Annotated in this window: 25 protein-coding genes and 1 pseudogene; 10 read left to right on the top strand and 16 right to left on the bottom strand. The window is 37.7% G+C overall.

What is annotated here, in order from left to right:
- Positions 1-108 precede the first annotated feature (108 nt).
- A complete protein-coding gene (locus A33S_RS0110080) occupies positions 109-897 on the top strand; it encodes a threonine/serine exporter family protein (protein WP_017176818.1) in 789 nt (262 codons plus the stop codon).
- 91 nt (positions 898-988) lie between these two features.
- Here A33S_RS0110080 and A33S_RS0110075 read toward each other — a convergent pair whose 3' ends face one another.
- On the bottom strand, positions 989-1,180 hold the full coding sequence (locus A33S_RS0110075; RefSeq protein WP_009384661.1) for a hypothetical protein: 192 nt from the start codon (positions 1,178-1,180) through the stop codon (positions 989-991).
- Between the two features lie 301 nt (positions 1,181-1,481).
- On the opposite strand from A33S_RS0110075, the gene A33S_RS0110070 reads away from it, so the two are divergent.
- A complete protein-coding gene (locus A33S_RS0110070; protein WP_009384663.1) occupies positions 1,482-2,225 on the top strand; it encodes a zinc ribbon domain-containing protein in 744 nt (247 codons plus the stop codon).
- Positions 2,225-3,631: a TcaA second domain-containing protein gene (locus A33S_RS0110065; RefSeq protein WP_009384669.1), complete on the top strand. Its 1,407-nt coding sequence runs from the start codon at positions 2,225-2,227 to the stop codon at positions 3,629-3,631. The genes A33S_RS0110070 and A33S_RS0110065 overlap by 1 nt, the downstream gene beginning before the upstream one ends.
- Positions 3,632-3,684: 53 nt before the next feature.
- Here the strand turns inward: A33S_RS0110065 and A33S_RS0110060 are convergent, their stop codons facing one another.
- The 3 genes from A33S_RS0110060 to pta all read right to left on the bottom strand — a co-directional run bounded on the left by A33S_RS0110060 (position 3,685) and on the right by pta (position 6,128).
- Entirely contained in the window at positions 3,685-4,029 is a 345-nt protein-coding gene (locus A33S_RS0110060) for a YuzB family protein (protein WP_009384672.1), read from the bottom strand.
- A 270-nt stretch (positions 4,030-4,299) separates the two neighbouring features.
- A complete protein-coding gene (locus A33S_RS0110055; RefSeq protein ID WP_009384674.1) occupies positions 4,300-5,139 on the bottom strand; it encodes a lipoate--protein ligase family protein in 840 nt (279 codons plus the stop codon).
- A complete protein-coding gene (gene pta, locus A33S_RS0110050) occupies positions 5,139-6,128 on the bottom strand; it encodes a phosphate acetyltransferase (protein WP_009384676.1) in 990 nt (329 codons plus the stop codon). The genes A33S_RS0110055 and pta overlap by 1 nt, the downstream gene beginning before the upstream one ends.
- A gap of 166 nt (positions 6,129-6,294) precedes the next feature.
- Between pta and hemQ the strand changes: the two genes are divergently transcribed.
- From hemQ to A33S_RS0110035, 3 genes are all read left to right on the top strand, one after another.
- Complete coding sequence (gene hemQ / locus A33S_RS0110045; RefSeq protein ID WP_009384679.1) at positions 6,295-7,059, top strand: hydrogen peroxide-dependent heme synthase; 765 nt, start codon at positions 6,295-6,297, stop codon at positions 7,057-7,059.
- A gap of 346 nt (positions 7,060-7,405) precedes the next feature.
- Positions 7,406-8,746 (top strand): APC family permease, encoded by a 1,341-nt coding sequence (locus A33S_RS0110040; RefSeq protein ID WP_017176816.1) that lies wholly within the window; start codon positions 7,406-7,408, stop codon positions 8,744-8,746.
- Positions 8,747-8,855: 109 nt separating this feature from the next.
- Complete coding sequence (locus tag A33S_RS0110035) at positions 8,856-9,113, top strand: hypothetical protein (RefSeq protein ID WP_009384682.1); 258 nt, start codon at positions 8,856-8,858, stop codon at positions 9,111-9,113.
- 520 nt (positions 9,114-9,633) lie between these two features.
- Here A33S_RS0110035 and A33S_RS11865 read toward each other — a convergent pair.
- The gene (locus A33S_RS11865) at positions 9,634-11,001 is read right to left on the bottom strand and encodes an esterase/lipase family protein (protein ID WP_009384683.1); all 1,368 of its coding nucleotides are present in this window, start codon (positions 10,999-11,001) and stop codon (positions 9,634-9,636) included.
- 164 nt (positions 11,002-11,165) lie between these two features.
- Here A33S_RS11865 and A33S_RS0110025 point away from each other — a divergent pair, with 164 nt between their 5' ends.
- Positions 11,166-11,594: a hypothetical protein gene (locus tag A33S_RS0110025; RefSeq protein WP_009384684.1), complete on the top strand. Its 429-nt coding sequence runs from the start codon at positions 11,166-11,168 to the stop codon at positions 11,592-11,594.
- A gap of 308 nt (positions 11,595-11,902) precedes the next feature.
- Complete coding sequence (locus tag A33S_RS0110020) at positions 11,903-12,364, top strand: threonine/serine exporter family protein (RefSeq protein ID WP_009384685.1); 462 nt, start codon at positions 11,903-11,905, stop codon at positions 12,362-12,364.
- Between the two features lie 75 nt (positions 12,365-12,439).
- On the opposite strand, the gene A33S_RS0110015 is transcribed toward A33S_RS0110020, so the two are convergent.
- The 5 genes from A33S_RS0110015 to A33S_RS0109995 form a co-directional block, all read right to left on the bottom strand.
- On the bottom strand, positions 12,440-13,918 hold the full coding sequence (locus A33S_RS0110015) for an APC family permease (protein ID WP_009383886.1): 1,479 nt from the start codon (positions 13,916-13,918) through the stop codon (positions 12,440-12,442).
- A gap of 79 nt (positions 13,919-13,997) precedes the next feature.
- Positions 13,998-14,360: a DUF423 domain-containing protein gene (locus A33S_RS0110010; protein WP_009383885.1), complete on the bottom strand. Its 363-nt coding sequence runs from the start codon at positions 14,358-14,360 to the stop codon at positions 13,998-14,000.
- 24 nt (positions 14,361-14,384) lie between these two features.
- Positions 14,385-14,735 (bottom strand): DUF5327 family protein, encoded by a 351-nt coding sequence (locus A33S_RS0110005; protein ID WP_017176814.1) that lies wholly within the window; start codon positions 14,733-14,735, stop codon positions 14,385-14,387.
- A 10-nt stretch (positions 14,736-14,745) separates the two neighbouring features.
- Positions 14,746-15,396 (bottom strand): uracil-DNA glycosylase, encoded by a 651-nt coding sequence (locus A33S_RS0110000; protein WP_009383883.1) that lies wholly within the window; start codon positions 15,394-15,396, stop codon positions 14,746-14,748.
- A 111-nt stretch (positions 15,397-15,507) separates the two neighbouring features.
- Positions 15,508-15,945, bottom strand: coding sequence for a GNAT family N-acetyltransferase (locus A33S_RS0109995; RefSeq protein WP_009383882.1), 438 nt, complete (start codon positions 15,943-15,945; stop codon positions 15,508-15,510).
- A gap of 384 nt (positions 15,946-16,329) precedes the next feature.
- Here A33S_RS0109995 and thiD point away from each other — a divergent pair, with 384 nt between their 5' ends.
- Complete coding sequence (thiD, locus tag A33S_RS0109990) at positions 16,330-17,160, top strand: bifunctional hydroxymethylpyrimidine kinase/phosphomethylpyrimidine kinase (protein WP_009383881.1); 831 nt, start codon at positions 16,330-16,332, stop codon at positions 17,158-17,160.
- 66 nt (positions 17,161-17,226) lie between these two features.
- Here the strand turns inward: thiD and A33S_RS0109985 are convergent, their stop codons facing one another.
- Positions 17,227-17,958 (bottom strand): CPBP family intramembrane glutamic endopeptidase, encoded by a 732-nt coding sequence (locus tag A33S_RS0109985; protein WP_009383880.1) that lies wholly within the window; start codon positions 17,956-17,958, stop codon positions 17,227-17,229.
- 497 nt (positions 17,959-18,455) lie between these two features.
- On the opposite strand from A33S_RS0109985, the gene A33S_RS0109980 reads away from it, so the two are divergent.
- Positions 18,456-19,346 (top strand): cation diffusion facilitator family transporter, encoded by an 891-nt coding sequence (locus A33S_RS0109980; protein ID WP_009383879.1) that lies wholly within the window; start codon positions 18,456-18,458, stop codon positions 19,344-19,346.
- A 227-nt stretch (positions 19,347-19,573) separates the two neighbouring features.
- Here A33S_RS0109980 and lepB read toward each other — a convergent pair.
- The 5 genes and pseudogenes from lepB to A33S_RS0109955 form a co-directional block, all read right to left on the bottom strand.
- Positions 19,574-20,164 (bottom strand): annotated as a pseudogene (gene lepB, locus A33S_RS11860) (signal peptidase I).
- Positions 20,165-20,179: 15 nt separating this feature from the next.
- Entirely contained in the window at positions 20,180-20,428 is a 249-nt protein-coding gene (locus A33S_RS0109970) for a hypothetical protein (RefSeq protein ID WP_009383877.1), read from the bottom strand.
- Complete coding sequence (locus A33S_RS0109965; RefSeq protein ID WP_235044507.1) at positions 20,412-20,798, bottom strand: hypothetical protein; 387 nt, start codon at positions 20,796-20,798, stop codon at positions 20,412-20,414. The genes A33S_RS0109970 and A33S_RS0109965 overlap by 17 nt, the downstream gene beginning before the upstream one ends.
- Positions 20,767-21,912, bottom strand: a complete 1,146-nt coding sequence (locus A33S_RS0109960) for a thiolase family protein (RefSeq protein ID WP_009383875.1) — start codon at positions 21,910-21,912, stop codon at positions 20,767-20,769. The genes A33S_RS0109965 and A33S_RS0109960 overlap by 32 nt, the downstream gene beginning before the upstream one ends.
- Positions 21,909-23,258, bottom strand: coding sequence for an AMP-binding protein (locus tag A33S_RS0109955; RefSeq protein WP_009383874.1), 1,350 nt, complete (start codon positions 23,256-23,258; stop codon positions 21,909-21,911). The genes A33S_RS0109960 and A33S_RS0109955 overlap by 4 nt, the downstream gene beginning before the upstream one ends.
- Between the last annotated feature and the right edge of the window lie 80 nt (positions 23,259-23,338).

Here is a 23,338-nt window from a genome sequence, read left to right as displayed (position 1 = left end):
ATAAGATACGAGTTTCTAACAATTGGTATTAACCTAAATTAATCTATCAGAAAATTCTCAACTATTGTACAATAGTATAACAATATACATTTAATTTAAGGTGAAGCTATGAATAATTATGAACATACAATAGATAATGTCCGTGAGTATGTATCACATGATGAAGAAATGATTAAAGACGTCATTCTACTTGCTGGGCGTATTTTACTTGAATCCGGTGCTGAGGGTACTAGAGTTGAAGACACGATGTCTCGCATTGCATCTACGCTTGGCTATGCATCAAGTAATAGTTTTGTTACGAACACTGTAATCACGTTCCATTTACATAAGAAAACGTATCCACGTGTATATCGTATTAAACAACGTGATACCAATTTACTTAAAATATCTCAAACAAATACTATTTCACGTAAGATCGCTGAACATAAAATCACTTTAGAAGAAGCAAAAGAAGCTTTAGAGCATATTTATAACAATACGAGAGACTATAACTTGTTATATAAGACGCTTGCTTCAGGTGTAATTGCGTTAAGTTTTCTCTACTTACAAGGTGGTTCAATGGTCGATTTAGTAGCGACTATTATAGCTGGAGCACTCGGTTTCTTCGTTACTGAATCATCCTCTAAAATTTTAGACACTCAATTCATTTCTGAGTTTTGTGGATCCGTTGTTATCGCATTGTGTGCGGTCATCAGTCATTATTTCTTTCCTGAAGGCTCCATAGCAGTCATCATTATTGCTGCCGTCATGCCGATTGTACCTGGTGTCCTCATTACCAACGCAATTCAAGATTTGTTCGGTGGCCACATGTTAATGTTCGCCACAAAATCACTTGAAGCACTTGCGACCTCATTTGCTATTGGCGCAGGGGTTGCCACCGTTTTAATCCTTTCATAATGGTATACGTATACAATCGTCTGATTACTTCAAAAAAAGGACTGAATATCCAAACCTATTAGTTTGGGTACTCAGTCCTGTTTATATTGATTTAAAAGAAAGGCACACTCTCGCTCGCTTTTAAAATATCTTCTGTTCTAAAATATTGTTTCCCTTGTCCTGTGTAACATGGTTCTAAAATTAAGTTTCGCTTTACTGCATATAACCAGTTAGGGTCAATGCCTGAATTTAATACTTCTTGAAATTCTTGGAATTCAGCAGACCAATCTAATTTCAATTCCATATTCTGTCACCTCAAAGATATTATAGAACATACGTTCCGTAAAATCAAGACTATGAATTTCTTCTATTAATCCTTAAACCCTCTTTAAAAGTAATATAAATTTACAAAATCTTTACATTATTATTTTACTTAAAAAGTATTTATACATAACAAAACTTGATGTATTATTTAATTGATAGCCATAATCAAATTATAGTTATTATTAGAAACTGCATCATTTTATTATATAATTATACGATAATTTTACATATTTCACCGTGTAGTTTCTTTTTATTTCATTAGTTATTGGAGGAGTTATCTTATGTTATGTCCATCGTGTGGACGCGAAGTCCACGAATCAGATTCATTTTGCGGCGAATGTGGTCATAAATTAAAAGACACTAACGTCTCAAACAACAGTAATAATGATAACAACCAAGTCAGTCACCGTTTCAGTCATATCGTTACTGAAAGTAAATCTTTCTTTAAACAAGCTTTTACATCACACGACCAAACAATTCGTGACGCAAAGCCATTCTCATTCCCATTATTGGGCGCGTTATTTGGCTTAGGCGTTATCGTCATTGCTTTATTATTCTTAATCATGATTCCTAATGAAGTTAGCTATTTTAGCACCTCTAAAGGAAGCATCGTTATCAGACTCATACTAGTTGCTACGATCTTACTTGCAATACTGGTTGGTCTCATTTTTGGTTTAACAAAGCTAGGATCTAAACACCCTATTTCTTTTCAAAAAGTACTCTCAGATTACATGCTCGTTAATACAATAACGTTAGCTATTTTCGTAATAAGTGTATTCTGTTTCATCTTAGGTATCTATAGTCTAGCTGGATTCGGCGTCTTATTATCGCTTATTTTATTTAACACTTCAGCTATTTATTTAATCACGAAATACACATCTCATGGAATGACACGCTTTTCGTCATTTTATCTCATTATTATTTTCATTGTAATTGAGTTAATTTGTCTTGCCTTCCTTGGTGAATCAGTAATGAATCAAGTTGCTGAAAACTTCCTTAATCAAATTATGGGAGGTGACTTTTAATGAAATTTTGTAGACAATGCGGTGCGAAATTACGCGAAGGCACCAAAGTATGTACGAACTGTGGTGCGAAAATTACAGCGTCTCATGAAGCATCTCAATCAAAGCAACAAAATGATACAACACAAACTTCAAACCAACCGTCTCGAAATCAAACACCTAAAAAGCCAATGTCTAAAAAGACTAAAATTATCATTGGTGCTATCGCTGCCTTACTTATCTTATTATTAATTGCTTATTTAATCGCTAAAAGTCAGCTTTCGCCCGAAAAACAAGCAGATCAAATTGCTTCAGATATTAGAAACAATGATGCGAAATCGTTATCACAACATGTTACTAAAAATAGCGAGGATTTATCTGAAACTGAAGCTACAGCATACTTAGAATACATTGATCACGCTAGTAACCGTGATACTGTCGCAGACCACATTAAAAATAAAAGTCAATCATTGGATAAATCTTTTACGAGTAATTCAGTATCAGCTGACAACGAAACAATTATGAATATTGATAAAAACGGTAAAAAGTTTTTATTATTCCCAAATTATGAGTTCGACATACCGACTAAAACAATCTATATTAGACCAGAAACAGACGGTGAATTAGAATATAAGTTTAACGGTAAAAAGAAACAGGTTACTCTAGTAGAAGAAGATGAAAAAGAACTTGGCGAATTTGCTTTAGGTAATTATCATATTAAAGCTAAGAAGAAAATTGGAGACAAAACTTTAGATGGCGCCATTGATATCGACATGACAGATGAAACTGATTTAGCTACGGAATCTTTCAAACAAAAACGCTTTACTGTCAGTGTTGATGGTGGGTACTCATTAGAAGATATCAAAGTATACGTCAATAAAAAGGCGTACGATGAAAATGACACATATGACAAGACATTTGGTCCATTTACACCTGATGAAAAAGTAAGTGTTTATGCTGAAGGTAAAATTGAAGACAAGACCTTTAAGTCAAATACTGTAGAAGTCAAATCACCAACCGATGACGATGAACTCGAAGACATTAAATTAAAATTTGACGATAAAGCCATAGATGCATACGAAGATAAAAAGTTAGATGAAGAACTTCAAGAAACAATGGATGATAGCGATAATGCTTCAGATTCTGAGGAAGATTCCTCTGATTCTAAGGAAGATACTTCTAAGTCTGAAGATGGTAGTTCTGAATCAACTGAAACAGTTACGCGTGAGAACGTCATTGATATTGTAGAAGACTACGAAGGTAGCCAATTAGATACGGATACTTATACGTACAAAGAGCCAGAAAAACTAGATGAAGGTGGCTGGGGCTTTTCTTTCACAGATAAAGATGGCAACTTAGCTGGTTCTTATAAAATATCAGACGACGGCGTTGTAACTAAGTACGACGAAAACGGAGAAGAAACATTTTAAATATAAAAAGGGCTCTTAGACATTACGAATGTCCTAGAGCCCTTTTTTTTAAGTTACGCATTGGTTTTCTTACGTTTCGCTAATTTTTCTTTAAGCTTTCTATCTTGCTCTTCTTTACGACGTTTACGTTCTTCATTACGTTTTCTTAAACGCTCTTCCTCTTCAGGATCCCTTGGTTTTTGAAGCTGCTTTTGTACTTTCTCCATAAGTTCGTCCTCATCTTTAGCAGCAAGTGGGCGGTTGTTTACGAATGTAAAAGTCTTTCTACGACCTGGTCCACAATATGACATGCAACCAATCTCAACTTCTGCATCTGGATCTAATTTCTTTAATTTTCTAAGAACAGATTTTAAATTTACGGCCTGACAATCATCGCAAACTTGAAATTTATTTTTCACGTTCAACCCACCTTTCGTAAAATTTTCACTTCAACTATTTTACGCTTTTTAAGAAAAATTTCAATACCATAATTTGTGAACTTTAAAATTAAAAGAAGCTAGGACATAAAACTACAATTCCCTTAAACAGCATGCTTTCCTGGGGCATGGCCGGAGCCTGTAGTCTCCGGTCTCATGCTATTCCCCTAGGAGTCAGCTGTTTTGAGAATTGTAGGAAATAAAGCTTAATTGCTCTATTTAACGACTTATGTCCCAGCCTCTTATCTACAATTAATATTCGATTTGTTCGTTTATTTTTTGGTTACGTTTAATCATACGATCAAAATAATATTGGAAACGTTCGAATTCTGTTTCTGATAATTCGCGTGTGGTTAAGTGACCACCTAAAGCTTTTATAGCATGTAATAACTTAAACATGACGTCTTGAACGGTTATTTGTTGATTTAATAAACTTTCTAAAGATGCCATACAATCAGGTTCAATTTCAGGATATTTAAACTTTGTCGTTTCGCCTTTTAAAGCTATCTCATAAAACTTTCGCATCATTTCAGCACGTTCACTACCCGAACCTTCAACACATAGATAAATTTGAACAGCAATACCACCTTTAACACGGCGTTGAGAGATACCGGCAAACTTTTGCCCATCAATACTTAAGTCAAATTTACCCGGACAATATGAGTGTTCGATTTCAACAGTGTCGATATGCACATTTTCATCTTCGAACATTGCGTCGATTAAAATGTACATTAGTGTAAACGCGTCATCAATTTTAATTTCAGTCTTACCTTTAAAGATGAGTGAAATATTAAGGATACCTTGATCTAGCACAACACCTAGTCCACCTGAATTACGTACAATAGCGTTATAACCCACTTCGTCAGTCAGATACTTAATACCATCTGTTAAATAAGGTAGGCGTGAATCGTGAATACCTAGTATCACAGTATGTTGATGAATCCAAGTGCGTACGACATTCTCAGATTGTTCCTTTCCAACACTTTCTGAAAATGTATCATCATATGCGAATGACTCCATTGGTCGTAAACCTGTTGTATGATCGACGTATCGCCAGTTTACATCTTTAAAATAACGTTCAATTAAATCCATTATTGTAATGATTGAGCAGCTGTGATGATTGCTAAGTTATAAACATCTTCTGTAGAACAGCCACGTGATAAATCGTTTACAGGTGCATTTAAACCTTGTAATACAGGTCCAACTGCATCATAACCGCCTAAACGTTGTGCAATTTTATAACCAATGTTACCTGCTTCTAAGCTAGGGAATACGAATACATTTGCGTCTCCTTGGATTTTAGCATCCGGTGCTTTTTTCTGTGCAACTTCAGGAACGATAGCTGCGTCGAATTGGAATTCACCATCTACAACAACATCTGATAGTGATTCAGATTCGATTTTTTCTTGAGCCATCTTAACTGCTTCAGCAACTTTTTCAGTGTCATCAGATTGCGCTGAACCTTTAGTTGAGAAACTTAACATAGCAACGCGTGGTGACATACCGAAGCTTTGAGCTGATTTAGCACTTTCAACAGCGATCTCAGCTAAGCCTTGAGCATCTAATTCAGGGTTGATTGCACAGTCACCAAAGATATATTGTTTATCTTCTTTAATCATGAAGAAGATACCAGACGTTCTTTGAACACCAGGCTTTGTTTTGATGATTTGTAATGCAGGGCGTACAGTATCAGCAGTAGAGTGCGCAGCACCACTTACTAAACCGTCAGCTTCGCCTGCGTAAACAAGCATTGTACCGAAGTAGTTCACGTTGTTTAATTGTTCTTCAGCTTGTTCTTGAGTCGCTTTACCTTTACGACGCTCAACGAATTTTTCAACTAAGTCAGCTTTTGATCCGCTTGTTTCAGGGTGGATAATTTCAATTCCTTCAGTTTCAACGTTGATTTCTTCGGCTAAAGATTTAATTTTAGCGATGTCACCTAATAAGATAGGTTCTACATAGTCAGTTGCTTTTAATTTAGCAGCCGCTTCTAATACACGCTTATCTTCACCTTCAGGTAATACGATTCTAACGTTTTTGCCAGATAATTTTTCTTGTAATACATCTAATAAACTAGACATAATGGCCTCCTCATATTTATATACATTATTTCCAACATTATTTTACATCAAAATGACCTTTTTTGCCATGACACTAAATCGTTAAATCTTTAGTACTGTTTCAATCCTTTCAATATGATAATATTTAGGGTGTATCGAGATTTACTTTTCAAAAAGGAGCGATAATATGAGTGAAGCAGCACAAACTCTAGAAGGTTGGTATAGTTTACATTTATTCTATGCCATCGACTATACAACATTACGTTTAGTTCCAAATGAAGAACGTGAAGAAATGGTAAACGAATTCACTACATTTTTAGATAAATTAAATTCTGCACGTGAAGAAAAACGTGGTGACCATGTCGTTTATAATATTACAGGTCATAAAGCAGACGTATTATTATGGTTCTTACGTCCTGAAATGAAAGAATTAAATGCTATTGAGAACGACATTAATAAACTACGCATCGCTGATTACTTAATTCCAACTTATTCTTATGTATCAGTGATCGAGTTAAGTAACTATTTAGCAAAAGACTCTGACGAAGATCCTTACGAAAATCCTCACATTAAAGCACGTTTATATCCTGAATTACCAAATGCTGAGTACATTTGTTTCTATCCAATGGATAAACGCCGTAATGAAACTTACAACTGGTATATGCTTTCAATGGAAGAACGTCAGAAATTAATGTATGCACACGGTATGATTGGTCGTAAATACGCTGGTAAGATCAAGCAATTCATCACAGGTTCAGTAGGCTTTGATGACTTTGAATGGGGCGTAACATTATTTGCTGACGATGTCGTACAATTCAAGAAAATTGTATACGAAATGAGATTCGATGAAACTACTGCACGTTATGGAGACTTCGGTAGTTTCTACGTTGGTCATAAATTAGCGAACGAAGACTTCCAAGAATTCTTCAAGATGGAGTCTGAAGCTGAATAATTGTGCTTAAATCTTTTGAATCTTAATCTATTTTTTATGGCATAGGTCCTTTAGCCGAATGCCATTAATGTTATTCTAATTATGATTTAAGGAGGCTGACATTTTTAATGTCGAGCCTCTTTTTTAGGGCTTTTCAAGGTGGGGAAACTGCTAACTTTAACCCTTCTCCCTCATGAAAAGCACTAACGTGATAAGATAATTACGCAATTATAATGTAGCAATAATTTATAACTTATAATTACAACACGGCTTGTGAAAAGCATGTTATAGTAATCTTGTTGTACATATAAAAAAGAATAATTACTAAGGAGGTCATAGTATCGAATCTCAGTCTAACAACAAAACGTTGAAGCCTTCGATTGGCTTGTTCTCGGCAATTATGATCATTGTGGGAACGATTATAGGTTCTGGTGTATTCGTGAAACCAGCTACAGTACTGAGTTATGCCGGTACAAGTAACTTAGCGATTCTTGCATGGGTTATCGGGGGATTAATTACCCTTGCATCAGGTCTTACGATTGCAGAACTTGGTTCTCAAATCACGCGTACTGGCGGACTTTATGCATATATTAAAGATATTTATGGGCCTTTCTGGGGCTTCTTGACGGGCTATGCGTTAACCGTGCTTTATGGCCCTGCAATTATTGTGTCTTTAATCTTGTTCTTAGGTATCTTGATTTCGAATTTCTTTAATTTAGGTTCGTTCTTTATTGTGCCTATTGGAAGTGCCATCTTCTTGTTCCTCTTAATCGTGAATATTATAGGGACGAAGTATGCGAATCAAGTTCAGAACCTCACTACTTTCGCGAAGTTGATTCCAATTTTAGCGATTGTTGTGTTCGGCTTAATCTTTGGTGATTCGCAAATTTTTGGCGAAGATGCGACGAAGATCATTGAAAATAAAGACGGTACGATTAACTTCGGTCGTGCGGTGTTAGCTTGTTTATTCGCGTATGACGGTTGGATTCTTTTAACGACAATGTCTGGTGAAATGAAGAAACCGCAACGTGATTTACCTGTAGCCATGTTCGCGGGACTTATGATTACGACAGCTTGTTACTTACTGATTAATATAGCAGTATTCCATATCTTCCCTGCTTCTACGATTCTCGAGCACGGTAATAACGTGAGTGCTGAAGCGGCGAAAGTGTTGTTCGGCGACATTGGCGGTAAGATCGTCAACATTGGTTTAATCGTGTCTATCATCGGTACGTTAAATGGTAAAGTGATGACCTTCCCACGTATTCCATTTGCGATGGCAAATGATCGCTTGTTGCCAGCTTCAAACCAAGTTAAATATATTAGTGATCGCTTCGAAACGCCGGTTGGTGCGCATATTACAATGACGATTTTAACAATCATTATCCTTGTATTATGCATGTTATTCCCTAATATTTTCGACGCAGATTTCTTATCAGAAATTACAATATTTATTATTTATTTCTTCTATATCGCTGCGTTCGTTGGTGTCTTTATCATGCGTAAGAAGAATAAAGGTCAGAAACGTGCCTACTCGGTGCCGTTTTACCCAATCTTACCGATACTCGCGATTCTAGGTGGCTTATTTATTATCGTTAATACTTTAGTCAATGATTTATTAGGTGCCGTGCTCGCATTAATCGGTTTAGCAATCGGTGCACCAATTTATTACTTCCTTCTGAAAAGCAATCAAAGGAAACGCTCTTAATTTGTAACGTCAGTAGGACTTATATTGAAAACATTTCTTTTTGTGAAAAGGTGTGATTGAAAGCGTATGTGCTTTCAGTCACGCCTTTAATTCTAAAGGAGTTGGTACAGTGCTAAGTAACGTGCTTTACGGCGTATTAACAGTTGTATTTATAGTGCTCATGGTAGTCGGTATGAAAAAAGATTGGTCCTTACGTACGACACTTTTACTCATTTGTTTGTATTGTTTCGGGCAATTTTTAATCTTTTGGCTTGTAGACGGGTTAAGTATTGGTAAAGCATTGTTCGAATCAATGGGTACAATGGCCTTTGCGATAATCGCTGGTGTTGTAGTCATCATTGTTGCATTGGTTAAGAACAGGAAGTAAGCGTGCATGGTAGCGGAAGTGCTATTTTAGGGGCTCGAGCGGTATTATATTTATTTTCTTTCGCATAACAGCTCCGTTATGCGATTGTTTTTATTTTCTTTCGCGTAACAGCTCCGTTATGCGATTGTTTTTATTTTCTTTCGCGTAACGGCTCCGTTATGCGATTGTTTTATTTTTCTTTCGCGTAACGGCTCCGTTATGCGATTGTTTTTATTTTCTTTCGCATAACGGGAAATGCCCCTTGTTACATTGTTTGACTCAGTCTTTGTAACATGGCTTCCTTGTTACATTGTTTGACTCAGTCTATGTAACATGGCGCCCTTGTTACATTGTTTACCTCAATCTTTGTAATATGGCTTCCTTGTTACATTGTTTACTACACTCTTTGTAACAAGGACCCCTATCAACATTATTTATCTCTATCTTTATAACTATAGCTCCAATACAATTCTTAGTTTATAAAAAAGGTGAATGCCGGCCAGGGCATTCACCTTCATTTTCAAAGGGAGAAATGATTAAATTACTTAGATTGCATATCTTGTTCGACTTTAACGGTATATTTAGCAAGGTTGGTATAGAATGTTTCGAGTTCTTCTGATGTACGGTTCTTGTCTTTGTAATCACGACCTACGAAATCTGTATGATCCCAATCGTGCTTGGTAGGTGTAGCTTGCCATACCCCCGGTTTAGGTGCATCTGTGAATTGCGCTTGTTCATGAGGCTGACCTTCTGGGTAATGCTCGGAAATAGTTGAAACGATGCCATCGTTTTCGCGCCAAGCTTTATCTTCGGTCTCACCAATAATGTTTGAAGACAGAATGTAAGAATCAAGCATACTCATATCTGGACGATGTTTACCTAAAGGACCTTCGTGTGAGGCTTCTCCTGCAAAAGAACGGTAATAGACGTTAGGATTGATTGGCGTTTGTTGATTAATTTTTGCCGCACCTTCACGTGTTAAGTCATATAAAGCAGTGTCTTTAGATGTCCAAATAGCACTGTCTTTAACTCGGTTAGAGTACTCTATATAACTTTCACCTTCGCGTTGCTCTAATCCAAAATGTTCTAAACCAAAGTCAGCACCGTTTTGAGTAGTGTTCTGATTCTTCGCACGATCGTACAAAATGCGCGTGATAAAGTCAGAATTATTCGCTACATCTGAAGCTGGTGATCCGTTATGCGGTGCTACTAAAGTTTGCATAGATGCGACCATATCATTATGACCACCTTCGTATAAAGGACTCATCTCGCCACCGTGCTTCTTGTGATATTCAATTTCTTCTTGAGATCCATTGCGCAGTGTTGCTTCTAGAAGTCGCATCGTTTGGCCACCCATACTATGTCCGACAAAGTGTACCTTTTGGCCTGGTTTCCAATCCTTTAAGACACCTTCGTATGTTTTACCAAAACGTTTGTGACCGTGCTTTTTTGAATGGGCAGCACCATAATCAACCGTGCCACCTTTTAAGTAGTAATATAATTCAGCCGCACGTTCATGGTTACTACTATACGCCCCGACGCTTGCTTGATGCACATCATAACCTTTTTGAGTTAAGTTTTCTTGAACATTGACGCGTTTGCCGCCCCAATAATTATCTGGATAACCTGAAGGGATATTTTCACCGACGAAACCGTTATAACCGTGTACAAATACGATTGGATATTGGTTTTTAAATTCAGTGCCTTGCGTGTTATGTTGATGATCGGCATCTTGGAGCCCTAACGCATCACGCGTCTGATCTGAAGTTTCAATAGTACGTTGGTTAAAGGAACTTGTTGTTTCTGCTTGAGCGTAGTTCATATTCATAGTTGCGAAACTGCTTACGGCTATCAAGCTTGATAAACTAATGGCGAGTGTTTGAGATACACGTTTTCTTTTTTTATACATATATTTTCTCCTCTAATTTGATTACGAGATGAAAATATCACTTTAAGTTTGATTTAATATTAAGTTTATAATAAAATACCATAAATTTTTAGGAAATGAGACATATCATTTTTGAAGTATGTTACATATGGAATAAGGTTATGTTTAAGAAGGAGATGATGTAGATGACTGCACAATCAAGACGAAGAAAGGAATGGCGCCAAGTCATCTTATTTGTAGTATTATTACTAGCCTGTGCGTTCTTTGATAATGTTTCAGACTTTTGGTCTCAACTCGCGCTGTATATATTCCTTACGGTGAGTTTCGTATATATCGCTATAGCTTCGTACAGGGATTATAAAGCTAAGAAAGCAAAAATAAATGATAGCGGTACTTACTATTTTAGCCCTCTTGGAGATCTGCGTTACGTGTACCTTAATGGTTTCGTCGCTCAATTATCAATTACTTCAATTTTCGTTATTTTGATTTCCTTTCGATCAAAGGCATGGCTTATCATTTTTCCAATCATTTTAGGCACGATATTACTCATATTCGAGCATTACTTCGATAAACGATCTGACGTGAGACAGCAACTCGAACGCCTTGATTCATAAAAAATATAGCCGTCTTCGCGAGACGGCTATACATGTCATATTCAGGAAAACTTTCATACAGCTACTTTAATGTCAGATTTAAATCCCACTACTAGAAAAAAATCGACATACTTATTTTATCACACACTAATAACAATCAAAACTAAAATTTTTAAAAATTATATTATTTCACACTTTGTTGTAAATTGACATCTTCACTAACTTAAAAACTACTCAACCGCTTCCAACATTTCCCTACTTTTTACCTAGACAACTTTCAAAAAGTTTTAGATAATATATAGAACAACTTAAAGAATGGTAGGAATATTATGTTCTGGTTACTACATTTATTATTCAGTTTCTTATCGTCATTTTTCTTTGCGGTTATCTTTGACGCCCCTAAACGCTTATTTGTGTCAGCAGGGATAGTTGGCAGTTGCGGATGGATGGTCTTCGAAGTACTTAATTATCACTATAGTATGAATGCCATTTACGCTTCTATGTTCGGAAGCTTGATTTTAGGCATCGTTAGCCACTTAATGGCACGTTTTCATAAAGAACCCGTTATCATATTCATGGTACCGGGCATCATCCCACTCGTACCAGGTGGGGTTGCTTTTGATGCGACAAAGAATTTAATTATCTTAAACTATGGAAAAGCCATGAACTTAATGTTCGAGGTTACTTTAGTGGCCGGTGCGATCGCAGTCGGTCTACTCTTTGCCGACCAGTTATCGAAATTTTTAATTTCTAAACCTAAGCGGAAAAGCCACGACAAGCGACCTGTTTAATTTAAGTAAAATCTTAAGCAAAAAAACAAGCGGATTTAAGCCTCCTTCAAGGCTCAAATCCGCTTTTTCAAAAGATTATTTACGAGACGTATCGTCGCCTACAAGTGACTTTAAGTCTTCTTCTTTACGATTTAAAATGAGTCGGCTTAGCTCGTCTTTATTCATCTTCTTAAGTTTCGGTAAACGAATAAAGAAGAAGATAAGACCAAGTAGCGTCCATGCACCTAGTGCGATAAATGACGGCATTGATAGTACTGCCGGTGAGAACGGCACGAGTAATAAACATAAAAATATGAATGACATGATTGAACCGATTATCGCAAATGTCTTATAAACTGGTGCGTACGTATTACTTTCCTTGTTGTAACTAAATAGTTTAGCTGCAGCAAGACACGTAATTAAGTAACCGACTGAAACACCTGTAGATGACATATCAACAATCCATGTCAGTGCATTACGGCCTAACCATGGTGCGATCATTGAAACAAGTACTAAGAAGATAATCGCAACATAAGGTGTTTTGTATTTACGGTGTAGTTTACTAAATACAGTCGGCATAATGCCAGAACGTCCCATTGAAAAGAGTAAACGACTTGAACTCATTAAAAATCCATTGAGTCCAGTGAAGATACCCATTATGATGGCTAAAGCTAAAATGCCTAGGCCAACCATACCAAATGCGTCTTTAGTAACTGTACCTGTTAACCATAAATTACCGTTCAAGTTACCGCTCTTATTTTCAAGCCAGCCGGTATATAAAAGCATTAATACATACGTCAATGCGGCAGCAAGTAAACTATAAACGATAAGTTTGAAAGTCTTGTTTGGTTTAAAGTCGAATTCTTCAGCAGTTTGTGGAATGTTGTCGAAACCAACAAATGCCCATGGTGCGATTGCAACAATTGCAATGATTGACTGGAACCAACCTTTATCAGGATTACTTAAAGGTTGTAAACTTGATACGTCGAAATTCGGTGCAAAGAATGAACCTAAGAACATTAAAATGACAACGATAACCATCGCGATACAGAAGTAATATTGTAATGTTCCGGACACGCTCGCACCTTTAATTGCAATTAACATAAACACGAGCAATAGCACTGTAGCAAGTATGATTTCAGTGATGTATACATCCCATCCAGCAATGCTATATAGTTTTCCGGTTTGAAGTACACTTGGGAAAATAAATTTAATTAATAAGCTGAATGCGGTGGCGTTTAAGGCAACCACACAGACATACCCAAATGTGATAAACCAAGCTGAAAAGAAACTGACGTAACGTCCGAATCCTAAGAAACTAAAAGCAAATGCCCCGCCAGAAACTGGGAATCTTTCAACGAGTGCGCCATAACTAACTGCAATTAATATCATTAGTAAAGCACCAATAATGATCCCAATTGACGTTGCTATGGGGCCTGATGATTTAATCCAATCACCAGGTAAAATAAATGACCCCCAACCGATACATGAACCATAAGCGATTGCCCATACAAAACGCTCTGATAAAGTTTGTTGGAGGTCTCCTCTATTTACCTTTTTATCTTTATGCCTCATAGATATTCACCTCATGAGACATTATACCCGTATTTGAGAATATTGGAACAGTTATAACATTTAAATTTTGTAAAGACTTCTAAATTTTAAATGCTGCAATTGCTAACATTAACCAACTTACAATAAATAGCACACCACCAATAGGTGTAATAGCGCCTAACACTTTGACTTGTGTTAAAGCTAAAATATAAAGCGAACCGCTAAATAACACGATACCGCCAAACATTAACCAGCCTGCCCAGTTAACATTAAGTGGCGTTGTACCGCTAATGATGCCGAGTAAGATTAAACCTAACGCATGATACATTTGATACGTTGTTGCTTTTTCCCAAACGGACATATATTTCTCGGATAATTTACCTTCTAAGCCGTGTGCCCCAAAGGCACCCGTTCCGACAGCCATTAATGCGTTAAGTGCACCTAGAATTAAAAATGCTTTCATCATATAAATGACCTTCTTTCTTCATTAAAAATCAAATATCGAATCTCCATTACCAATGTTATCATCTGTAACCATATTGTTGTTCATTGAAGTACTGTCTGAGGATGGTTGTTTCACCTTTCCACCCATCATCTTAAGTTCTTGATCACTAATACTGTCTTTACTTGACGACGTAGTTGATTGACTCGATGTTGTAACCGATTGTTTAGGATTAGAATTTTGAACGGGCTGCTGAGACGCCGTTTGTCCAACTACTAGCTCAGTCAATGTATGAATGGTATACATATGTTTTTCAAATGCTTGATTCGAATCCGTTGCTTCAGCTTGAACAAGTTCATGTTCAATTTGTTCAATAATGCGTTCCTTTTGAATCATAAATAAGACCTCACTTTTCACACCAAGAAATCGTTTCTAAACCTTGAGACGCTAAATAATCGTTAGCCTTAGAGTAGGGTTTAGAACCAAAGAAGCCTCGGTAAGCAGATAACGGGCTTGGGTGTACTGATTTAATGATGTGGTGTTTATTCGTATCGATAAGTTTAATTTTAGATTGCGCAGGTTTCCCCCAAAGGATAAATACGACATGAGATTTATACTCTGAAATCGCTCGAATAATCTCATCTGTGAAGGTTTCCCATCCAATATTACGGTGCGAGTGCGCCTCGCCTTGTCGCACGGTTAACACTGTGTTTAATAATAATACGCCTTCTCGCGCCCAGTCTTGGAGATGTGGCGTTGTGCGTTTACAACCAATGTCATCTTCAAGCTCTTTGTACATGTTGCGTAATGATGGCGGAAATTTCGCATTTGGTTGCACCGAGAATGCTAGTCCGTGTGCTTGATTCGGTCCATGATAAGGATCTTGACCTAATATCACCACTTTTAAATCTTGAAACGGCGTTAAATCAAATGCTTGATAAATATTATCTCGGTCTGGGTAAACCGTTTGTGTTGTGTATTCCTTTTCTAAAAAGTCATGCATGGCCTTGAAGTCATGCTTTGTCGTAATTTCATGAAATATTGTCGACCATTCCATTCGTTTCACCTCAATCGCTATTTTAACACATTCATTTCCTTGGTAATATCATTGTTATCAGAGGTTCGAAATGGCTTTTCAAAGTGGGGGAAGATAAGGCAAGTCAGAGGTTTAACAATCTAAGCTCATGATGATTTGACGATCCTTGAAACCGAACGCTTCATACAACTTTCGTGCTTCGTTCCCCGCATAGACATTCAAACGAATTTCCTGGTGACCGCGAGCCTTCAAGTCGTGAATCGCACGCTCCATCAGTTTACGCGCATAGCCTTTCCCACGATACCCCTTGAAAATGAAAATCTCATAGATATAGCCAAATTTAGAATTGGTATAGTTCTCTTGTTGATCACCAATCATGACCCATCCTAGAATCTCAGAACCATCAAAAAGGGTTAAGTATACGGTCGTATCGTCATGACCCTTTCGCGCATTATTAATAATTTGTTCGTTAGAGATTGAAACATCAACGGTAACGGACTCAAAGTAAGCTTCCGGCATTGCCTGGTAGAGTCGTTCCATCTCGTCATTAGTAGGCTTTCTAATTTCCATCGTAGCACCACCCTATAAATTCGTAATACTATAACAAATACCCTATATCGCTTTCTTAAACTTCTTATTTCAGAATAGATCGACCACGTGATATTATAGATGTAAGATACGTTTAAGAATTTAAGAACTTGATAGAGTTATGGTCTATTTTAAAAGTTAGCTCATAAGAACTCATATTTAAATAATACCTTAAAGGTATTGATGCGATTTCCATACAGCTGACTCCTAGGGGAGTAGCGTGAGTCTGGAGACTACAGGCTCCAGCCACGCCCCAGGAAAGCATGCTGTAACAGAAATTGCATCATTCATCTGAAATTATATTAACTATATCGTAATTTATCTTAAGTCCTTAAATATGAAACCTTAAAAAGGAGCGTAATAAACATGGCATTAAATAAAGTATTAACAATCGCTGGTTCTGACACTAGTGCTGGCGCTGGTATGCAAGCAGATTTAAAAACATTCCAAGAATTAAACACGTACGGCATGGTCGTACTTTGCGGTATCGTTACAATGGATAAGGAAACATGGTCTCACCACGTTACACCAATTCCATTCGAAACAATTGAACGCCAAATCGAAACTGCGGTATCTATCGGTCCAGATGCTATAAAAACAGGTATGCTTGGTACTGAAGAAATTATTAAACGTGCTGGTGAAGCCTTTGAAGAATCAGGCGCTAAATACTTCGTTGTAGACCCGGTAATGGTTTGTAAAGGCGAAGACGAAGTATTAAATCCAGGAAATACTGAAGCAATGATTAACCATTTACTACCTAAAGCAACAGTTGTAACACCTAACTTATTTGAAGCAGGTCAACTATCTAATTTAGGTACGTTGAAATCTTTAGACGATATGAAAGAAGCGGCTAAAGTCATTCATGAACAAGGTGCGAAACACGTTGTGATTAAAGGTGGTAAAGCATTAGACCAAGATAAGTCTTATGATTTATATTATGATGGTGAAACGTTCTATCAATTAACAACGGATATGTTCCAACAAAGTTATAACCACGGTGCAGGTTGTACGTTTGCTGCTGCTACGACAGCGAACCTTGCAAATGGCGAATCACCTAAAGACGCTGTCATTAATGCAAAAGCCTTTGTTGCTTCTGCAATTAAGAATGGTTGGAAGATGAATGATTTCGTAGGTCCTGTAGACCACGGCGCTTCAAACCGTGTTGAAAAAATCGAAGTTGAAGTTACTGAAATTTAATCATTTCATTTAAAAAATGAGCCCACTAACCGCTTTACGTCGGTTAATGGGCTTTTTCTAATGAGATTAACTTAACAATTGCTCAAATATAATGATGATATATGAGATAAAGTTATTTAACATGTGTAACGCGATGGATATCGCAAGGTTACGGCCTGATTTATTGTATACATACACGATAATCGCAGCCATCCCTATGTAAAAGATGAATTCTAAAGGCGACGTGCCTCCGATAACGTGTAATGCCGTAAATCCAATTACTGAGACGACGCTCATGACTTTAAAGTTAAGTTTTTTACCTAGCTCGCCAATCAGTACGTGTCTGAAGATTAATTCTTCAATGATCGGCGCTAAGAGTACGATATCAACAAAAAGTGCGGGCCATAAAGATCGTTCTTCAAAGGATTGTTCTATTAATTGTTGGTTGAGCGAATCTTTAACTTGTAAGTGTTCAGGCATAAGTTCCATAAACCACCCTGAGAACATGTTGTATGCCATTATGCCAAGGTACCCGATAATGATTAGTAGCACAAAGTGCTTAACGGATTTAATCCCATTAATTGAACGCGTAAAGAACCCTTTAATATGCATGAGATAGTATGTAAGTAATACTAACGCTAAACTTATTAAAGAACTATAAATAAATAGTGACTCAGGGATTTCTTGTTCAATATGGTTGATGTCTACTGGATGCGTAAGCGTGTAAATGATTGCAAATATAAATGGGAGTAAGAAACTTAATACAAAATAAAGTGGCACGATCCACAAATCTCGCCAACAAACTTTTTCACTTCTCATTGTCGTTCCTCGATTCTAAATAAACGTAATTGAAATATATACTATTCATCATTATATTTTATAAGAATTAAGGTCTATTTCGCAAATTTAAGTTTTCTAAATCGTATCATATTAAAGCCTGATATAAATATGGGACGAAAGACGCATGTAAATTTTTTAAAAATTCTCTATAATACAAAGTAGCTACACAAGACGTAGCTACCCCTAACTTTTCACCCATGTAACTGTTCCAAATAATACTTATAATAAAAGGCCCCTCTCAATGGATATTGCGTAATTGAGGGGTCTTTTTTTCGTGGAAAAGTCCTTTTAAACCCGCTGAAGCGTATCTTATTTAAAGGGCTTTTCAAAAAAGTGGAAAACATGCATGATGTGTCTGCTTATACATACTTTACAAATATTTATATGTTAGCATTATAGTGTTAAGTTAAATAGTTGAATTCGGTGACATTTATAGAGATAATATTGATTCAATCAAGTCGTTAGGGGTGTCTATCATGCACGCGAAACATAACCTACAAGAGGCGCAAAAAGGCGCTTACTTAAGTTTAGTCGTTTACATCATACTTTCAATTATTAAATATATTGTAGGGTACATCTATAGTTCCGCTGCCATACGTGCAGATAGCTTTAATAATATTACTGACATCCTCGTTTCAATTGCTGTGCTCGTAGGTTTAAAGATTTCGATTAAGCCCCCTGATAGTAACCATCCATATGGTCATTTAAAAAGCGAGAACATCTCGGCGTTACTCGTTTCTTTTATTATTATGTTCGTAGGTCTTGAAGTCCTCATCACGAATGGTGCTAACGTCTTTGCTAAGAAATATGAAACACCGAATCCTTTAACGATTTACGTCAGTTTAGCGAGCGGTTTAGTGATGATTGGTGTTTACCTTTATAATCGTCAACTTGCTGAAAAGACCAAAAGTAGTTCGCTGTCATCAGCAGCTAAAGACAACTTATCAGACGGACTTGTGAGTATTGGTACTGCTGTAGGACTTATCTTTACACAATTTGGCCTACCTATTGTCGATACCATTCTTGCCTGTATCTTAGGGTTATTAATTATGTATACTGGCTATGGTATTTTTAGAGTCGCGATATTCACGTTAAGTGATGGATTTAATGAGAAGGATTTAGATGAATATAAGCATGAAGTACTTTCTGTTGAGGGCGTTTGCTCTGTACCGAGTGTTAAAGGACGCTATCATGGTAGTAACGTCTTCTTAGATGTGGTTATTACGGTCGATCCTAATATGACGATTACTGAAGCGCACCGTATTTGTGATAACGTGGAATGTCATATGAATGAACAAGGGATTGTATCATTGTATGTACATGCTGAACCCGATGATGAGGCGCACCGATGTGAAAAGGATATTTAAAAATAATAACTAACTTATACAATGAAATGCACCCCTAAGGTTGAACGTAGAATTCAACTTTAGGGGTGCAAATCACTTTGGCTAAAGATAGTTAATTGATAACCTAAGCCACCGTCAAAAACGGGCTTATAAAGCGTCACGTATACCAGCATGCGGCGTTTTTACATATATATTATAGCGCAATTTAATATTCGTTTTATATATTTAAGTTGCCCCATTGCTTTCCCTTAATTAACCTTCTCGAAATCCTTAGAGCCAAAGCCTATATCAAACCGATCAAGCGGATAGAATCTTATTAGCGCTGTGCCTACTACTTGGTCCTTTGACACAAAGCCAATTCCGTGTTGACCACGACTATCCTTACTGATTGCACGGTTATCTCCTAGTACAAGATACTTACCTTTAGGTATTTCTTTCTGACCTTGTTTGGCACCTTTAATAACTTCGACCGTAAAGTCTTCTGTAAGTGTATCAGTATACTTATGTTTTTTATTCTCCTCTAAATAAGGTTCTTGTATCTTTTTACCATTTATGTAAAGTTGATCGTTCTTATAAGAGACGGTATCTCCCGGTTTACCAATTAATCTTTTAATATAATCATGATCACGATCAGCATGAAAGACGATAACATCTCCACGGTCTACGCGATTAAAGGTAACGGATAATTTATTGATGATTAATTATTCGCCATTTTTAAAGGTTGGATCCATTGAATCGCCTTGTACTGTGTACTTTTTCATTACGAAATAATTCAACAAGAAAGCGATGATTACGCCGATTACAATTGCGATTAACCAATCCTTAACGGTCTTAGACATTCAAGATTCCCCCCTTTATTTAATGACGATACGAATCACATCTTCCCCAAATGCATTCTGACAAACATACCCACTATCATGACTTACCACACGAATGTCTTCATTCACACCAACTGGACGTAAGTACTTAACCTCGTAATAATCATGACAATCCTTAATAATATATTGAACGATTAACTGCCCCGGTACAATTGAGTGATGAATCGGATTCGCATCATGAACACATTTCAGATATCTTTGAACATCCTCAGCTGAAAATTTCATGAGACACCTCCGATTGAACGAACGTTTGAGTGACTTCAACGATGAGCGTTGATTGCTTAAATACTGAAAGCTTAAATGTGTAGTAGATGCTACCTCTCAATACCTTCGTCCTAATGTGCGTTAATTGGAATCGATACGATGTGTGCACCTCTAATATATCATGGACCGAGACTGACGTCTTTAGAAGTAGGATTTCAGCTCGATGAAATGGTTGAAACATTTTAAACTTCGGCCAGACGCTTGCGAGATACAACGGTGGTACCCCGTCTCGATCATCTAATCCAAAGATGGACGTGTATGCTTCAACTTCCTCTTTTGAAAAGGCCCCTTCAATCACTTCAACTTTTCCATCTTCTAAATAATGTCGCATGACCAATACCGCCTCCAATTCCTAAAGTCGCGAGCCCAAAGCGACAATGTGCCATGTGAAATAAACGACATACAAGTAACGCACCACTCGCACCATACGGATGCCCCGTCGCGAGCGCACCCCCGTATTGATTAAGCCTTTCCATAGGTATATTGAGCGCACGTGTAGATGCGAGCACTTGTGAACTAAAGGCTTCGTTAAATTCAACAGCGTCAATATCTTCTATCTCAAGCCCTTCCTTCTTAAGGAGGTCTTTTACTGCTGGAATGGGACCAATACCTAGTAGCGTTGGGTCTACGCCTTTCACACTTGCATTTATAAATTGTAATCCCTCTTTAATACCTAAGTCACGTGCCTTGTCTGCACGCATTACAAGAACAATCCCAGCACCATCATTCTTCATGCAACTATTACCTACCGTAACAGTGCCGCCTGCAAGTAAAGGTTTGAACCGTGACAGTATACGCATCGTTAATCGCGGCTTCACACTTTCATCGTGTGTAACAATTGTACCTTTGATACGTAGTGGTACGATTTCACGCTCAAAGAACCCTGCCTCGACCGCTTTCAATGTCTTCTGATGACTATCATAAGCAAATTGGTCTTGGTCTTCACGACAGATACCATACTGCTTTGCGACATTTTCAGCCGCTTCAATCATCGATGGATCCATGCCGTCTGGCGCAAAGGCCGCACGTTCAAATATTTCAGGCATCGCTGTTTCATAAACAGATTGAGGTCGTTTAATCTTCCACGGTGCACGACTCGTACTTTCGACACCACCCGCAATATACATATCACCTGCACCCGCTTGAATCATACGACATGCGGTATGAATCGTTTCTAGCCCAGAACCGCACTGACGATCGATTGTCATGCCAGGAATCGTCTCACTTAACCCTGCTTCAAGTAAGGCCTTCCGCGCAATGTTACCACCATTTCCAACCACGTTACCGAGGATGACGTCATTAACTTCATCAACCACAGTTGGATGCGTATCACGTAAATCTTCAATCAGTGCTTTAACAAGATATTCCGGTTCAATATGGCTTAACATGCCACCATACTTACCTATCGGCGTACGTTTTGCATAGACAATTATCGGTTGATTCATTCTAACGCTCCTTCCAAATACTGCGCACGTAGCATGTGACGCGCGATCTTACCACTATGCGTATGCGTTAAGTTTTGAACTTCCTTTACTTTAAAAGGCCTTTTATAACGCTCTAAGCCTTTCTTACAATACTCACGTATTTCTAGAGGCGTGACTTTTGAATTGGAAGTAAAGAGTAAAATAATGATTTCACCTAGCGAACGGTGCGGAATGCTGAAACACACTACCTCTTGAATGTGATCATGTTGCAATACATAACGTTCGATTTCTTCAGGGTAAACATTCTTACCACCAATATTCATTCTGTCACTTAAACGACCGTGTAAATAGAGGTATTGATGGTCGTCGATGGACGCGTAATCGCCCGTTTCAATCCACTCATCGTCGTCAGTTTGGTTCAGATAGCCACTAAACGTCATAGGGCCTTTCACTAGGAGGCGTCCCACACCATCTGAATCAGGGTTGTCTAAATGTGCCTCAACATTTGAAAATAATTGCCCCACGGAATGGCTTGGTGCCGCTTGGTTCGCATTGTAACTGATGAAACTTGCTTCAGAGGTACCAAAGAATTCAATCACGCGTGTATGAGGTCGCTCATGTTGAATGCCTTCGAACAACGAAGGTGGTAATTTAGCGCCTGATGATAATAGCGTTTCAATATCGGGCATTGGACGTTGCGCAACAATCGATAGAATCATGGTTGGCACTAAGAAAGCGGCCTTCTTCCCGTCTACTAGTTGAACGGTTTCTGAGAGTAACGATGCATTAAATTGCGTTTGGCCTATAAAAGTGAGTCCTTTATATAGCGCGTACACAATCGCATATAAAGTTAACGAGTGAGCATGAGGTCCTGGCGCGATAAGGACGTCTGGTGCGTCATCAAAAAGTTTGTCATTTTCCTTAAATGAAGCAATCCATGACGCCAGAGAACGCACATATGCCTTAGGTGTGCCTGTCGTGCCTGACGTAAAGCTGATATGTAAGGTGTCAGGTTGATGCTTTGTATAAGCATTCTTGCAAGCGACTATATCTTCGTGTTGATTCACTAAATAGGCAAAACCGTATGCTTCTTGAACGTCTTCTAACCGAGAAGCCTTCCACATTGCGTCACAAACACATGGAACCCCACCCTTGAAAAGCACCGCGAGATACCATACGGTAAAGCGTTCCGGTTGATGTATGGCGATGCCTATACGACTTCCCTTTTCAAAGAGAGGAAGTGATTCAAACACTTTAAGAACGTCGTCATGAAGCTGACGATAGCTAATACGTTTGTCGTCTATTAAGAGCGCGCATTTATTCGGTTGTGATTGGACGTGGTTTAAGTAAGTGGTAAGTAATCCCAATTTAATCCTCCATACGCGTAAATTTCTACTAATGTGTCTATTATAGACCCAAATAGTATGCGAATAAAATGGATAAAGCG

Source organism: Staphylococcus massiliensis CCUG 55927 (genome assembly GCF_000298075.1).
Classification (GTDB): Bacteria; Bacillota; Bacilli; order Staphylococcales; family Staphylococcaceae; genus Staphylococcus; species Staphylococcus massiliensis.
The sequence above is the reverse complement of the archived record's forward strand: the minus strand, read 5'-3'. Positions and strand labels throughout refer to the sequence as shown.

Excerpts from the sequence above, each read along its gene's own strand:
- A33S_RS11865 (WP_009384683.1), bottom strand. The coding sequence starts at position 11,001 with ATGTATAAAAAAAGAAAACGTGTATCTCAAACACTCGCCATTAGTTTA.
- A33S_RS0110025 (WP_009384684.1), top strand. The coding sequence starts at position 11,166 with ATGACTGCACAATCAAGACGAAGAAAGGAATGGCGCCAAGTCATCTTA.
- A33S_RS0109985 (WP_009383880.1), bottom strand. The coding sequence starts at position 17,958 with ATGAGAAGTGAAAAAGTTTGTTGGCGAGATTTGTGGATCGTGCCACTT.
- A33S_RS0110080 (WP_017176818.1), top strand. The coding sequence starts at position 109 with ATGAATAATTATGAACATACAATAGATAATGTCCGTGAGTATGTATCA.
- A33S_RS0109995 (WP_009383882.1), bottom strand. The coding sequence starts at position 15,945 with ATGGAAATTAGAAAGCCTACTAATGACGAGATGGAACGACTCTACCAG.
- A33S_RS0110015 (WP_009383886.1), bottom strand. The coding sequence starts at position 13,918 with ATGAGGCATAAAGATAAAAAGGTAAATAGAGGAGACCTCCAACAAACT.
- A33S_RS0110005 (WP_017176814.1), bottom strand. The coding sequence starts at position 14,735 with ATGATTCAAAAGGAACGCATTATTGAACAAATTGAACATGAACTTGTT.
- A33S_RS0110020 (WP_009384685.1), top strand. The coding sequence starts at position 11,903 with ATGTTCTGGTTACTACATTTATTATTCAGTTTCTTATCGTCATTTTTC.
- A33S_RS0109980 (WP_009383879.1), top strand. The coding sequence starts at position 18,456 with ATGCACGCGAAACATAACCTACAAGAGGCGCAAAAAGGCGCTTACTTA.
- A33S_RS0109965 (WP_235044507.1), bottom strand. The coding sequence starts at position 20,798 with ATGCGACATTATTTAGAAGATGGAAAAGTTGAAGTGATTGAAGGGGCC.
- A33S_RS0110075 (WP_009384661.1), bottom strand. The coding sequence starts at position 1,180 with ATGGAATTGAAATTAGATTGGTCTGCTGAATTCCAAGAATTTCAAGAA.
- thiD (WP_009383881.1), top strand. The coding sequence starts at position 16,330 with ATGGCATTAAATAAAGTATTAACAATCGCTGGTTCTGACACTAGTGCT.
- A33S_RS0109960 (WP_009383875.1), bottom strand. The coding sequence starts at position 21,912 with ATGAATCAACCGATAATTGTCTATGCAAAACGTACGCCGATAGGTAAG.
- A33S_RS0110010 (WP_009383885.1), bottom strand. The coding sequence starts at position 14,360 with ATGAAAGCATTTTTAATTCTAGGTGCACTTAACGCATTAATGGCTGTC.
- A33S_RS0110065 (WP_009384669.1), top strand. The coding sequence starts at position 2,225 with ATGAAATTTTGTAGACAATGCGGTGCGAAATTACGCGAAGGCACCAAA.
- pta (WP_009384676.1), bottom strand. The coding sequence starts at position 6,128 with ATGTCTAGTTTATTAGATGTATTACAAGAAAAATTATCTGGCAAAAAC.
- A33S_RS0109970 (WP_009383877.1), bottom strand. The coding sequence starts at position 20,428 with ATGAAATTTTCAGCTGAGGATGTTCAAAGATATCTGAAATGTGTTCAT.
- A33S_RS0110000 (WP_009383883.1), bottom strand. The coding sequence starts at position 15,396 with ATGGAATGGTCGACAATATTTCATGAAATTACGACAAAGCATGACTTC.
- hemQ (WP_009384679.1), top strand. The coding sequence starts at position 6,295 with ATGAGTGAAGCAGCACAAACTCTAGAAGGTTGGTATAGTTTACATTTA.
- A33S_RS0110070 (WP_009384663.1), top strand. The coding sequence starts at position 1,482 with ATGTTATGTCCATCGTGTGGACGCGAAGTCCACGAATCAGATTCATTT.
- A33S_RS0110055 (WP_009384674.1), bottom strand. The coding sequence starts at position 5,139 with ATGGATTTAATTGAACGTTATTTTAAAGATGTAAACTGGCGATACGTC.